Here is a 14,427-nt window from a genome sequence, read left to right on the forward strand (position 1 = left end):
CCGGACCCGCATGCCCCTGCGTCGTCGCGAACTCGACACTCGGATGGGAGCCGAGCACCGCGTCGATCTCGCCGAGCTCGATCCGGAACCCACGGACCTTCACCTGGAAATCGGCGCGACCCACATACTCGATCTCGCCACCAACCCACCGGACCAGGTCGCCGGTGCGGTACATCCGCTCACCGGCGGCCCCGTACGGATCGGCAACGAACCGGTCCGCGGTCAGGTCGGGGCGGCCGCGGTAGCCGCGAGCCAAACCCGGCCCGGCGAGGTAGAGCTCTCCGACCACCCCGTCCGGCACAAGTCGCAGCGTGCTGTCCAACACCACCACCCGCATCCCGCGCACCGGCGGGCCCGCGGTGATCGGACGGCCCGGCACCAGCGGCCGACTGCTGGTTGCGAGAATCGTCGCCTCGGTGGGCCCGTACCCGTTGATGAACGTGCGCTGGTCTGCCCAGCGGGCCATCAGCTCCGGCGGGCACGCCTCACCACCGACGCCGACCATCCGCACCTCGGGAAGCTCGGCCGGGTCCACCGACGCCAACGCGGACGGCGTCATGACCACGTGGCTGACCCGCTCACGCCGGAGCAGCTCGGTCAGTTCCGCGCCGCCGTAAACCGTGGTGGGGGCGATGACGAGGGTGGCGCCGGGCACCGCGGCCAGCAGCAGTTCGTTGACCGAGATGTCGAAGCTCGGTGATGCGAAGTGCAGCACCCGCGATTCCGCGGTGACCTGGTAGTCCGCATGCTGGTAGGCGCAGAAGTTTGCCAGGCCGGTGTGGCTGACCACCACGCCCTTCGGCTTGCCGGTCGAGCCCGAGGTGTAGATGACGTAGGCCGGGTGCGCCAGCCGCAACGACCGGGTCCGGTCGGCATCGGTGATCGGCGCCGCTGACACCGCCTCGAGCAGCGCAGCACTCTCGTCGAGCACCAGCCAGTGCTCGCCCGGCAGCCGGTCAACGAATTCCGTTGTGGTCAGGCCGATCACCGATTCCGAATCGGTGAGCATGTGATCGATCCGCTCGGCCGGGTAGGTCGGGTCCACCGGCACAAACGCGGCACCGGTCTTCGCGACCGCCCAGATGCTCAGCACCGATTCGATCGACCGCCGCACCGCGACCGCGACGACCCGCTCGGGTCCGGCGCCGCGACCGATCAGCACCCGAGCCAACCGGGACGACCGCTCGTCGAGCTCTCGGTAGGTCAGCGTCTGCCCCTCGAACGCGAGGGCGACCGCCTCGGGGTCGCGTGAGGCCCCGTGCGCCAACAGCTCCGGAAGAGTGCGCGGATCCGCGTCGGGCGCCCCACGCCTGCTCAGCAGCTGCACCCGTTCGGCGGCGTCGAGAATGTCGATCTCGGCGACCGGCGCCGAGGGACGCGCCACCACGGATTCGAGTACCCGCCGGAATCGGGACACGAACCCGGTGATCGTCGACTCGTCGAACAGGTCCGTCGCATAGGTGAACCCACCGACGATTCCGACAGGTGTGCCGTCCTCGGAGAAGGTCTCCGCGATCGTCACCTGGAGGTCGCACTTGGCGACGTGCTCGTCGAAGTCGAGCGCGGCCACGCTCAGGCCCGCGAAGTCCAGGTCGGACCGACCCGCGTCCTCGATCGCCAGCGCCACCTGGAACAGCGGGTGCCGCGCCTGCGACCGGGCCGGGTTGAGCACCTCCACGAGCCGCTCGAACGGCACATCCGCGTTCCCGAACGCCGCGAGATCCACCTCGCGCGCTTGCCCCAGCAGGTCGGCGAACGAGGCACCGGATTCCACCTGGAGACGGAGCACGAGGGTGTTGACGAACATGCCGACCAGGCCGTCGAGCTCGGCCTCGCCGCGCCCGGCGACCGGGGTACCAACCGCGATATCCGAGGTGCCCGACAACCGGGCGAGCAGCACGGACAGCGCGGAGTGCAGCACCATGAACAGCGTCGAATTGTGCGTGCGGGCAAGCCCGGTCAGCGCCTGGTGCAGTTCGGCGTCGATCGTGAACTTCGCCCTGCTACCGCGGCCGGACGCAACCAGCTGGCGCGGACGGTCGGTGGGCAGGTCCAGCTGCTCGGGGAGTTCCGCGAGCGCACCGGTCCAATGCGAAACCTGCCGAGAGATCAGCGACTCCGGGTCGTCCTCCGACCCGAGCACCTCCCGCTGCCACAGCGTGTAGTCCGCATACTGCACCGGCAGCGGCGCCCATGCAGGCGCCTCCCCCATGCTCCGCGCCGCGTACGCCAGCAGCACGTCGCGGGTCAGTGGTTCGATCGAGACGCCGTCCGCCGCGATGTGATGCACCACCAGCACCAGCACATGCTCCGGCGTGCCGTCCACACGGAAGAGCCGGGCGCGCACCGGAACCTGCTCGGCGACGTCGAATCCCTCCGACACCACCTCGACCACCCGGTCGAGCACAATCGACTCGGACACCGTCTCCGGAATGAGATTCAGGAGGGATTCCGACGTCGGCAGCACCACCTGATGACCGACCCCGTCGACCTCCGGGTAGACGGTTCGCAGCACCTCGTGCCGCGCGATCACGTCACCGAACGCCGCGCGGAGCGCCGCCAGATCCAGGTCTCCACCGAGTCGGATCGCGGCGGGAATGTTGTTCACCGCGGAACTCGGGTCGAACCGGTTCAGGAACCACATCCGCTGCTGCGCAAGCGACAGCGGGATGTGGTCCGGGCGCTCCCACACGGTCAGCGGCACCCGGCCGCCCGCGCCCATGCGCGCCCCCACCCGAGCCGCGAGCGCCTCCACCGTCGACACCTCGAACAGGGTCCGCACCGGCACGGTCGTGTCCAGCGCCGCACCCAGCCGGGCGGTCACCCGGGTCGCGATCAACGAGTTGCCACCCAACTCGAAGAAGTCGTCGTCCGCTCCGACGCGCTCGACCCCCAACAGGTCCGCGAACGTGGCCGCGATAATCTCCTCGACCGGCGTCGCCGGGGCACGGAACGTCTTCGCCTCGAACACCGGCGCCGGCAGCGCCGTGCGGTCCAGCTTTCCGGACGAGTTCACCGGCATCTCGTCGAGCACGACGAACGCCGCAGGAACCATGTAGGACGGCAGACGCGAGGCCAGGTGGGCCTTCAGTCCGGCAATGTCGAGACCTGTCCCCACGAGGTAGGCGACGAGTTGGTCGCCGACCCGCGGGTCCCGGCGCAGCACGACGAGGCACTGGTCGAGTCCGGCGACATCGCGCAACGTCGACTCGATGTCACCGAGTTCGATCCGGAGACCGCGCAGCTTGACCTGGAAGTCGGTGCGCCCCAGGAATTCCAGCTGACCATAGGTGTTCCAGCGCACCAGGTCACCGGTGCGGTACATGCGCTCACCGGGCTCGCCAAACGGGTTCGCGACGAACCGGTCGGAGGTCAGGTCCGCGCGGCCGTGGTAGCCGCGGGCCAACTGCGCACCTCCGTGGTACAGCTCGCCAGCCACCCCGATCGGGGTCGGCTGCAGGCGCGCATCGAGCACGTACGAGGTGGTGTTCCAGACGCCCCTGCCGATCGGGACCACGGCCGCGTCGCCGATGTCCGAGGCGTCGAAGTGCGTGGTGGTGATCGCGGCCTCGGTCGGGCCGTAGGTGTTCTCGACGGTGGCGCCCCGGGCGGCGGCCCGGCGGGCGGTGCGCGGGGTGAGTGCCTCGCCGCCACCGAGGACGTGCCGCATCGACACCGGGAGGGTCGAGGAGTCGTCGGGCAGCAGGGCGTCCAGCAGCGACGGAACGAACTCGGCGATCGTCACCGCGTGCTCGTCCACGATCCGGGCGATGTACGCGGGATCGCGATGCCCGTCCGGCCGCAGCACGACCACGGAACCGCCGATCTCGAGAAGCGCGAAGCACTCCCACACCGACACGTCGAACGTGATCGGCGCCTTCTGCATGGTCCGGTCGTCCGAGGTGAGGCCGAAGTGCCCGTGCATCCAACGAGTCTGGTTGGTGATCGCCGCGTGCGAGACGGCCACGCCCTTCGGGCGACCGGTGGATCCCGACGTGTACAGGATGTACGCGGTGTTCGCCGGGCGGAGCGGGGCGAGCCGATCGGCATCGGTGACCGGCGTGCTGGCGTGCGCCGAAAGGTCCAGCCCGTTGAGCTCGACGACATCGGCCGCCGCGGGCAGCGCGGCACCGGTGTCGGCGGTCGTCAGCACGCACACCGGCGCGGAGGAGGCGTGCACGTACTCGATGCGGTCGGCCGGGTGTTCCGGATCGATCGGCACGTACGCGCCGCCCGCCTTCACGATCGCGTACATCGCGACGAGCAGGTCGAACGAACGGTGCAGGCAGAGCCCGACCGCGGTGTCCGGCCCGACTCCCCGCTCGATCAGCGCCCGCGCGAGGCGATTCGCGCGGGCATCGAGGTCGGCGTAGGTGAGTTCGCTGCCCTCGAAGATCAGGGCGACCGCGTCGGGGGTGCGCTCGACCTGCTCGTCGAACAGCGCGACGAGCGTCGTCGGCTCGGTGTGCGCCGCGGTGTCGTTCCACTGCCGCAGCACCCGGTACCGCTCGCCATCGGTGAGCAGCGCGAGGTCCCCAACCGGATGGGATGCATCACTCGTGACGGACTCGAGGATCCTGACGAGTCGCTCGGCGAACGAGGCGATCGTCGACTCGTCGAACAAGTCTGTCGCGTAGGCGAACGACCCGTACATTCCGGCCGCGACGCCGGATTCATCGACCCTCTCCCCGAGGGCGAGGTCGAGATCGAACTGGGTGACCGTCACCTCGGTGTTCAGCGCGCGGACCGTCAGGTCGGGCAGTTCGAGGGCGGCCTGCTCCTGATTGTGCAGCGACAGCGACACCTGGAACAGCGGGTTGTGCGCCTTCGAGCGCACCGGGTTCAGTGCCTCGACGAGCTGCTCGAACGGCACGTCCACGTGACCGAAGGCGCGAAGGTCGGCGGAACGGACCACGCCGAGCAGGTCGGCGAACGACGCGGACGGGTCGACCTCAGTCCGCAGCACCAGGGTGTTGACGAACATGCCGACCAGGTCGTCCAGCGCTGCCTCGCCGCGCCCGCCGACCGGCGTCCCGATCGCGATGTCCGACTCACCGGACAGGCGCGCCAGCAGGACGGCCAGCGCCGCATGCAGGACCATGAACGGCGTAGCGCCGCTGCTGGCAGCGAGGTCGCGCACGCCCCTGCTGAGCCGCTCGTCGATCGTGAAGTCGTACCGGGCGCCCCGCATCGACTGTTCCGCGGGTCGCGGACGATCCGTCGGCAGATCCAGCGCCGCGGGCAGGTCCGCGAGCTCGTCCATCCAGAAGGCGAGCTGCTGTGCGGCAACACTGGTTTCGTCGTCGGGTGAGCCGAGCACCCGATGCTGCCAGAGCGCGTAGTCCGCGTACTGCACCGGAAGCGGCGACCATGCGGGCGCCGACCCCGCCGAACGGGCGGTGTACGCGGTCATGACATCGCGGGCGAGGGGCGCCATCGACAAACCGTCCGCACTGATGTGGTGCACCACCATCACCAGCACCCGGTCCGTCGGGGACACCTCGAACAGCCGGGCACGCACGGGCGGCGCGATCCGCACGTCGAAGCCGCTGGACAGGACCCCTCCTGCCGCAGTGAGGAGGTCCGGTTCCGCGACGAGGGTCGGCGCCAGGTCCAGGTCGAGCTCCTCGACCGGGACGATGACCTGGTGCGGCCCCGCCGCGGAGTCCGGGTAGCGGCTGCGCAGCGACTCGTGCCGCTCCAGCACGTCCACGACGGCGGCCTGCAACGCAGCAACGTCGAGCACGCCGGTGAGCCGGATTGCCAGCGGAATGTTGTAGGCCGTGGATTCCGGGTCGAACCGGTTGAGGAACCACATCCGCTGCTGCGCCAACGACAGCGGCAGCTGCTCGGGCCGAGTCTGCGCGGTCAGTTCCGGGCGCGCACCGCTACCCGCCGCCGACGCGACGCGGCCGGCCAGCGATTCGACGGTCGCCGCGTCGAACAGGTCCCGCACAGCCACTCGGGTGTCGAGCGCGGCACCAAGACGCGCGGTGACCTGCGTCGCGAGCAGCGAGTTGCCACCCAACTCAAAGAAGTCGTCATCGGCACCGACCCGCTCAAGCTCGAGGACCTGCGCGAAGGTGCTCGCGACGATCTCCTCCACCGGCGTCGACGGAGCCCGGTACACCCGAGCCTCAAACACCGGCGCGGGCAACGCCTTCCGATCCAGCTTGCCGACCGGCGTCCGCGGAATCTCGTCCAACACCATGATCGCCGACGGCACCATGTGCGCCGGAAGCGACAGCGCGGCATGCTCTTTGAGCATCTCATTGTCGACGGTCACCCCGTCAACCGGCAGCACGTACGCCACCAGCACGGTCGCCCCGGCCGGACCCGCATGCCCCTGCGTCGTCGCGAACTCGACACTCGGATGGGAGCCGAGCACCGCGTCGATCTCGCCGAGCTCGATCCGGAACCCACGGACCTTCACCTGGAAATCGGCGCGACCCACATACTCGATCTCGCCACCAACCCACCGGACCAGGTCGCCGGTGCGGTACATCCGCTCACCGGCGGCCCCGTACGGATCGGCAACGAACCGGTCCGCGGTCAGGTCGGGGCGGCCGCGGTAGCCGCGAGCCAAACCCGGCCCGGCGAGGTAGAGCTCTCCGACCACCCCGTCCGGCACAAGTCGCAGTGTGCTGTCCAACACCACCGCCCGCATCCCGTGCACCGGCGGGCCCGCGGTGATCGGCAGGCCCGGCACCAGTGGCCGACTGCTGGTCGCGACGATCGTCGCCTCGGTGGGCCCGTATCCGTTGATGAACGTGCGCTGGTCTGCCCAGCGGGCCATCAGCTCCGGTGGGCACGCCTCACCGCCGACGCCGACCATCCGCACCTCGGGAAGCTCGGCCGGGTCCACCGACGCCAGCGCGGACGGCGTCATGAGCACGTGGCTGACCCGCTCGCGTCGGAGCAGCTCGGTCAGTTCCGCGCCGCCGTAAACCGTGGTGGGGGCGATGACGAGGGTGGCGCCGGGCACCGCGGCCAGCAGCAGTTCGTTGACCGAGATGTCGAAGCTCGGTGATGCGAAGTGCAGCACCCGCGATTCCGCGGTGACCTGGTAGTCCGCATGCTGGTAGGCGCAGAAGTTTGCCAGGCCGGTGTGGCTGACCACCACGCCCTTCGGCTTGCCGGTCGAGCCCGAGGTGTAGATGACGTAGGCCGGGTGCGCCAGCCGCAACGGCCGGGTCCGGTCGGCGTCGGTGACCGGTGCCGCTGACACCGCCTCGAGCAGCGCAGCACTCTCGTCGAGCACCAGCCAGTGCTCGCCCGGCAGCCGGTCAACGAATTCCGTTGTGGTCAGGCCGATCACCGACTCCGAATCGGTGAGCATGTGATCGATCCGCTCGGCCGGGTAGGTCGGGTCCACCGGCACGAACGCGGCACCGGTCTTCGCGACCGCCCAGATGCTCAGCACCGATTCGATCGACCGGCGCATCGCCACCGCGACGACCCGCTCGGGTCCGGCGCCGTATCCGATCAGCACCCGAGCCAGGCGTGAGGACCGCTCGTCGAGCTCGCGGTAGGTGATAGTGCGCCCCTGGAAGGACAGCGCCACCGCCTCGGGATCCCGCAAGACCCCCTCCCCCAGCAGGTCCGGCAAAGTCCGCGGATCCACACCGGCAGCACCGGACCTCGTAAGGAGGTCTACCCGCTCGGCCGAGTCGAGCAGGTCGATCTCGGCGACCCCAATGGTCGGCCGCGCCACCACCGCCGCGAGCACCCGCCGGAACCGCGACACGAACCCGACGATCGTCGACTCGTCGAACAGATCCGTCGCATAGGTGAAGCCACCGGTCATGCCAGCCGGAGTGCCGTCCGACGCGATCGCCTCGGACAGGCTGACCTGGAGGTCCGCCTTCGCCGGGTGCTCATCGACCTCGACCCCGGAGACGGTGAGGCCGTCGAGGTGAAGTTCGGTCCGGCCCATGTTCTCCAGCGCGAGCGCGACCTGGAAGAGCGGGTGCCGCGCCTGCGACCGGGCCGGGTTGAGCACCTCCACGAGCCGCTCGAACGGCACATCCGCGTTCCCGAACGCCGCGAGATCCACCTCGCGCGCCTGCCCCAGCAGGTCGGTGAACGAGGCACCGGATTCCACCTGGAGACGGAGGACGAGGGTGTTGACGAACATGCCGACCAGCCCGTCAAGCTCGGCCTCGCCGCGCCCGGCGACCGGGGTACCGACCGCGATATCCGAGGTGCCCGACAACCGGGCGAGCAGCACGGACAGCGCGGAGTGCAGCACCATGAACAGCGTCGAATTGTGCGTGCGGGCAAGCTCGGTGAGCGCCCGGTGCAGTTCGGCGTCGATCGTGAAGTCGATCAGGCCGCCGCGGTTCGTCGCGGCCAGCGGGCGAGGCCGGTCGGTGGGCAGGTCCAGCTGCTCCGGCAGCCCGGCCAGCCGCTGCGACCAGTGGTCCACCTGCCGGGAGATCAGCGACTCCGGATCGTCCTCCGACCCGAGCACCTCCCGCTGCCACAGCGTGTAGTCCGCGTACTGCACCGGCAGCGGAGCCCAGGTGGGCGCCTCGCCCGCGCTGCGCGCCGCATAGGCGACCGTGACATCGCGCGTCAGCGGTCCCATCGAGAAGGCGTCGCCCGCGATGTGGTGCACGACCAGGACCAGCACGTGCTCGTCGGTGCCGCCAACGCGGAAGAGCCTGGCCCGCAGGGGAACCTCGGTGGTGACGTCGAAGCCGGCCTGGATCGTCGCGACGACGCCCGCGGTCAGTGCGTCGACCGACACGATCTCGGGCGTCAGGTCGATCATCGCCTGCGCGGCCGGAAGCACCAGCTGGTGGCCGGTGCCGTCGACCTCCGGGTAGACCGTTCGCAGCACCTCGTGCCGCGCGATCACGTCACCGACGGCCGCCCGCAACGCTGCGATGTCGAGGGCACCGGTCAGCCGGACGGCCACCGGAATGTTGTTCGCGGCGGATGCGGTGTCGAAGCGGTTGAGGAACCACATCCGAGACTGCGCCAACGACAACGGAACCCGCTCCGGCCGCGGACCCGCAACCAACGCAACCCGCCCACCCGCGCCGGCCTGCGACTCCACCCGCGCCGCCAGCCCCGCGACCGTCGACGACTCGAACAGCTCGCGAACCGCGACCCGCGCATCGAGCGCCGCACCCAACCGCGCCGCCACCTGCATCGCGACCAGCGAGTTGCCACCCAACTCAAAGAAGTCGTCATCGGCACCGACCCGCGGGGCCCCGAGCACCTCACCGAACACCGACGCCACGATCTCCTCCACCGGCGTCGACGGCGCCCGGAACACCCGAGCCTCAAACACCGGCGCCGGCAACGCCTTCCGATCCAACTTCCCCGACGCATTCAACGGGAACGCATCAAGCACCACCACCGCCGACGGCACCATGTACGACGGCAACACCCCACCCGCGAACACCTTCACCGCACCCGCATCGACCACCGCACCCGGCACCGGCACCACATACGCCACCAGATGATCACCCGCCGACGTCGACACCACCAGCACCGCCGCCTGCAGCACCGACCCCTGCCCAAGCACCGCCGACTCGATCTCACCCAACTCGATCCGCTGACCACGGAACTTCACCTGAAAATCGGTACGCCCGATGTAGGCCAACTCACCGGCCGCATCCCACGTCACCAGATCACCGGTCCGATACATCCGCTCACCAAGCACCGAGAACGGATTCGCCACAAACCGATCCGACGTCAGATCCACCCGCCCGAAATACCCGCGCGCGAGCTGATCCCCCGCCAGGTACAACTCACCCGGCACCCCCACCGGCACCGGATGCAACCGCGAATCCAACACGTACACAAGCGAATTCCACTGCGGACGGCCGATCGAGATCGCCGCCGCATCACCGTCACCGCTCACGTCACGGTAGGTGATCGACACCGCCGCCTCCGTCGGCCCATACAGATTGTGCACCCGCGCCGCACTCACCGAAGCGAACGCCCGCACCGTCTCCGGCGGCAACGCCTCACCGATCACGAACACCTGCCGCAGCGACTTCAGTTCCGCCGCAGGCACCGCCGCCGCGAACACCGTCAGCATCGACGGCACGAAGTCCGTCACCGTCACCCCATGCTCGGCGATCTTCCCCGCCACATACCCCGGATCCCGATGCCCATCGGGCGTCGCCACAATCAACTGCGCACCCACCCGCAGCGGCATAAACCAACCCCACAACGACACGTCGAACGTCGTCGCCGTCTTCTGCAGGTACACGTCGCCGGAATCCAGCAGGTACTCGCCCTGCATCCACTCCATCTGGTTGACGATCGCCCCATGGCTGACCGCAACACCCTTCGGCTTACCCGTCGACCCCGACGTGAAAATCACATACGCCGGATGCTCCGGACGCAGCACCGAACCCCGCTCAGCATCCGAAACCGGGGCATCATCGACACCCGCCAAATCCAGCCGATCCAGCAGCAGGACAGACCTGTCCCCCGCGGCCTCGAACTCGTCTCGCGCCGTCGTCAGCACCACCACCGGACGTGCCGTGTCGAGGATGTGCCCGATCCGCTCCGCCGGATGATCCGGATCGATCGGCACATACGCGCCACCCGCCTCCAGCACCGCATAGATCCCGACCACCAAATCCAACGAACGACGAACAGCCAACGCCACCAACGACTCCGGGCCGACACCCACACCGATCAGATGACGCGCCACCCGGTTCACCCGAGACGCAAACTCCCCATAGGTCAGCGACTCACCCTCAAACACCACCGCCACCGCATCCGGCGACGCCGCCACCCGACGACGAAACCCATCCAGCAGCAACCCACCCGCCGGCAACGCACGACCGGTCTCGTTCCACGACGTCAGCGTCAACGCACGCTCGTCCGCCTCAAGCAACTCAATGTCCCCGACCACCACCCCGGCGTCCGCGACCACCGCCGACAACACACCCTCAAACCGCCGACCGAACGCGACCACCGTCGCCTCATCGAACAGATCGGTGGCATAGGTGATCTGCACGGTCATCGCGGGCGCGCCGCTGTCCGCGACCGAGTCGAGCATGGTGACCTGCAGGTCGAACTTGGCGATGCCGGGGTCGAAGTCGAGGGCCGCGACCGTCAGGTCCGGCAGTTCGACGGCGGCTTGCTCGAGGTTCTGGAAGAACAGCGCCACCTGGAACAGCGGGTGCCGCGCCTGCGACCGGGCCGGGTTGAGCACCTCCACGAGCCGCTCGAACGGCACATCCGCGTTCCCGAACGCACCGAGGTCGTTCTCCCGGACCCGGCCGAGCAGGTCCGCGAACGGTTCGGCCTCGTCGACCTCGGTGCGCAGCACCAGGGTGTTGACGAACATGCCGACCAGGTCGTCGAGTGCGGCGTCGCCGCGTCCGGCGATCGGTGCGCCGATCGCGATGTCGGAGGTGCCCGACAACCGCGCCAGCACCACCGCGAGCGCGGCGTGCACGACCATGAACGGTGTCGCTCCGAGATCGCGGGCCAGCCCGTCGATCCCGGCGACCAGTTCGGGTGACAACGGGAACCGGTGGTTGACGCCTGCGTGCGAGGCGACCGCGGGCCGCGGCCGGTCGGCGGGCAGGTCGAGTTGGGTGGGGAGGCCGCGGAGGGCATCGGTCCAGTACGCCAGTTGCCGCGCGATGGTCGAGACCGAGTCGTCCTCGGAGCCGAGCGCCTCGCGCTGCCACAGCGCAAAGTCCGCGTACTGCACCGGGAGCGGTGTCCATGCGGGCGCCTGCCCGGCCGACCGGGCGGCGTAGGCGGTGACCACGTCCCGCACCAGGGGGGCGATCGAGAATCCGTCGCCGGCAATGTGGTGCACGACGAGCACCAGCACGTGCTCGGTGTCCGAGACCCGCAGCAGTCGGGCCCGCAGCGGCACCTCGGTGGTGACCTCGAATCCCCCGCCCGCGATGCCGAGGACGGTGGGCAGCAGGTCCTCCTCGGTCACCGACTGCGGTGTCAGGTCCGGGGTCGCCCGGTCGACGGGCAGGATCAGCTGGGTGCCCTCGCCCGCGTGCTCGGGGTAGACGGTGCGCAGCACCTCGTGCCGCGCGACCACGTCGGCGACCGCCGCGGCCACCTGCGCCGGGTCGACGGCTCCGCTGAGCCGGACCGCGAACGGGATATTGTTCACCGCGCTCGCGCTGTCGAACCGGCTGAGGAACCACATGCGGGACTGGGCCAGCGACAACGGAATCCGGTCCGGGCGTGGTCCCGCAGCCAGGGCGGGCAGGGAGTTGCCGCCACCCGCGGCGGCATCGACGACCGCGGCGAGTTCCGCGACGGTGGGGGCGTCGAAGAACTCGCGGACGTCGATCCGGACCCCGAACTCGGCGTTGAACCGCGCGATCGCCCTGGTCGCGATCAGCGAGTTGCCACCGAGTTCGAAGAAGTCGTCGTCGGCACCGATCCGCTCCAACCCGAGGAGCGCGGCGAACATGGCCGCCAGCGTCTCCTCGGTCGGCGTGCTCGGTGCCCGGTACTCGCGGGCCAAGGACGAGAAGTCCGGCGCGGGAAGGGCTTTGCGGTCGAGCTTGCCGCTGGCGTTGAGCGGGAACCGCTCCAGCACCACGAACAGCGACGGCACCATGTAGTCGGGCAGGCGGTGCTTGAGATCCGCCCGCAGTTCCCGGTGATCCGGTGTCATCCCGGCCGTCGCGACGAGATAGGCGACGAGATGGTCACCGACGGTGGGGTCGCTGTGCACCACCACGACGGCCTGGGCCACCTCGTCCCTGCTGAGGAGCGCCGCCTCGATCTCGCCGAGCTCGATGCGCAGGCCGCGCAGCTTCACCTGGAAGTCGATGCGGCCGAGGTAGTCGAGCGAGGCGGGCGCCTCGACCCGCCAGCGCACCAGGTCACCGGTCCGGTACATCCGGGCGCCGGCTGCGGCGTACGGGTTCGCGACGAACCGGTCCGCGGTCAGTTCGGGCCGGGCGACGTAGCCGCGGGCGAGCTGCACACCCGCCAGGTACAGCTCGCCGGGCACCCCCACCGGCACCGGCCGCAGCCCGTCGTCGAGGACCAGAAGTTCGGTCTCGGCGACCGCGGAGCCGATTGGGATCGCCGCGCCGTCGTGTTCGCCGGTCGGGTGATAGGTGACGTCCACCGCCGCCTCGGTGGGGCCGTACAGGTTGTGCAGGCCTGCGGAGCTGACCGCGCGGAAGCGGGACGCGGTCTCGGCGGGCAGCGCCTCACCGGACGCGAAGACCAGGCGCAGCGTGTCGACGTCGGCGGCGGTCGGTTCGGCGAGGAACATCGCCAGCATCGACGGGACGAAGTGGGCGACCGTGACGCCGCGGTCGATCATCGTCTTGACCAGGTACACCGGGTCGCGGTGGCCGTCATGGGTGGCGATCACCAGCTTCGCACCCATCAGCAGCGGCCAGAACAGCTCCCACAGCGAGACGTCGAACGTGTACGGCGTCTTCTGCAGAATGACGTCGTCCTGGGTGAACCGGTACTCGGACTGGCGCCACAGCAGGTTGCTGACGATGGCGCGGTGCGCGACCGCGACGCCCTTCGGCCGTCCGGTGGATCCGGAGGTGAAGATGACGTAGGCGATGGTGTCGGCGGACAGCGGCGACAGCCGGTCCGCGTCGGTGACCGGGGCGGTGGAGTAGCCGGACACGTCGAGGGTGTCGATCTCGAGCACGGTCACGCCTGCGGGCATCGGCACCGCGTCGCGGGCGGTGGTGACCACCGCGGCGGGCCGCGCCACGTCCAGGACGTACGCGATGCGGTCCGCCGGGTGGTCGGGGTCGAGCGGGACGTATGCGCCGCCCGCCTTGACGATCGCGTACATGCCGATCAGCAGGTCGAGGGAGCGGCGGATCGACAGCCCGACCATCGATTCCGGGCCGACGCCCGCCTCGATCAACCTGCGGGCGAGCGCGTTGGCACGGGCATCGAACTCGGCGTAGGTCAGCGTCGCGCCCTCGAATTCGAGTGCGACGGCGTCCGGGGTCCGCACCACCTGCTCGTCGAAGAGCGTCGGCAGGGTCCGCGGCAGCGGTGCCGCCGCCGCGACGCCACCCGCGGCGGCGACGTCGGCGAGCAGGGCCTCGGTCACCGCGCCGAGCCCATCGGTCTCGGAGTCGGCGAGGTTCGGCAGCAGGCTCGAGAGCACCACCGGGATCAGCGCGTCCGCCCCGAGCGCGCCGCCCATGGCCGAGTCGAGTGCCGCGAGCTCCGCGTGCAGCACCCGGTAGGCGATGGCGGCATCCCCGTGCCGGACGGCGACCCGATCCGGGTCGGTGTTCGCGATATCGGCGATCAGTCGCGGCAAATCCTCGACAACAAGCGCCCGCCCCTGTGAACCCACACCCGACATCTGGCCGTTCCCTTCACTACACCGCGATGCCCGGCCATGACCGACCGGAACACGCGCACACAAAAGACGTGGGACGCCACAAATTCGGGCGTCCCCGCGTGAACTAT

The 14,427-nt window shown here is 69.8% G+C and carries 1 protein-coding gene (cut by a window edge); it reads right to left on the reverse strand.

Annotated elements, in window-relative coordinates; genetic code table 11:
• Positions 1-14,311, reverse strand: partial view of a non-ribosomal peptide synthase/polyketide synthase gene (locus ACFWQG_RS12905; protein WP_378508019.1) — the start only. The gene continues 17,228 nt to the left of window position 1, outside the view; only the first 14,311 of its 31,539 coding nucleotides appear in the window; it begins with the start codon at positions 14,309-14,311; the stop codon falls past the left edge of the window.
• Positions 14,312-14,427: the final 116 nt, after the last annotated feature.

The organism is Rhodococcus sp. NPDC058532, from assembly GCF_042719255.1.
GTDB lineage: Bacteria > Actinomycetota > Actinomycetes > Mycobacteriales > Mycobacteriaceae > Rhodococcus_G.